Origin of the sequence: Myxococcus sp. AM010 (genome assembly GCF_013372585.1) — a bacterium.
Classification (GTDB): Bacteria; Myxococcota; Myxococcia; order Myxococcales; family Myxococcaceae; genus Myxococcus; species Myxococcus vastator.
In genome coordinates, this window is record NZ_JABXEO010000220.1 from 1 (window position 1) to 810 (window position 810).

An 810-nucleotide genomic window follows, 5' to 3' on the forward strand; every position below is an offset into this window, starting at 1 on the left:
GTCTGCGCCGTCCCCTCGCAGTTCGGCGGCCACCGTCGGCAGCTGCTCCGTCCTGCGGCCGAAGACGTGGCGCTCCAGCGTCGCCATTTTCGCCTCCAGCGACGTCAGGCGCTCCTTGAGTTCCTCCACCTCCTCGCGCCAGGGGCAAAAGTGGTCTTGAGGGAGCTCGCGCGGCACGTGGCCTCAACACGCCACGGCGCGGAGGCGTCCCGGGCAGGGCGCGTCAGGTGCCCGTGCGCCCGGGAGGCGCCCAGGCGGGCTGGCGCCTCACCTGGGCCACGTCGATGCCGTCCAGCAGCATCGCCAACTGCGTGGCGTCCAGGTGCACCACCTGCGCGCCCTCGTCCACCGACGGTAGCCGGAAACGCCCCGTCTCCAATCGCTTGTACAGCAGAACGAAGCCGCCCCGGCTCCACGTCAGCACCTTGATTCGGTCCCCCTTGCGCGAGACGAAGGCGAAGAGGTGGCCCGAGTAGACGTCCTCGCCCCACTCGGCGCGCACCAGCGCCATGAGGCCGTCAATGGACTTGCGCATGTCCACGGGCGCGGTGGCCAGCACCACGCGCACCGACGCAGGAAGGGCGAACACCGCCTCACCGCCCCAGCGCGGCGACGAGTCGGGCCACGTACCCCACGTCAACGCCCACGGTAAAGCGCAGGCGAGCCCCGCCCTCCGTGACGACTTCGACGAGGGTGGTGCTCGGCTCCACGGGGGCCGTCACCTGGACTGGCAGCAGGCGGACCGGCTCGGCCTTCGCCGCCAGGTGCCGGCGCCGACGGTACACCCACGACTGCACAGTGCTCAGCCGC

At 71.5% G+C, this 810-nt stretch carries 2 protein-coding genes; both read right to left on the reverse strand.

What is annotated here, in order from left to right; translation table 11 throughout:
- Positions 1-223: 223 nt before the first annotated feature.
- A complete protein-coding gene (gene tnpB, locus HV826_RS36395; protein ID WP_176421576.1) occupies positions 224-589 on the reverse strand; it encodes an IS66 family insertion sequence element accessory protein TnpB in 366 nt (121 codons plus the stop codon).
- Positions 590-593: 4 nt separating this feature from the next.
- A partial coding sequence (locus HV826_RS36400) for an IS66 family insertion sequence element accessory protein TnpB (RefSeq protein WP_217918923.1) occupies positions 594-810 on the reverse strand: 217 nt, incomplete at its 5' end.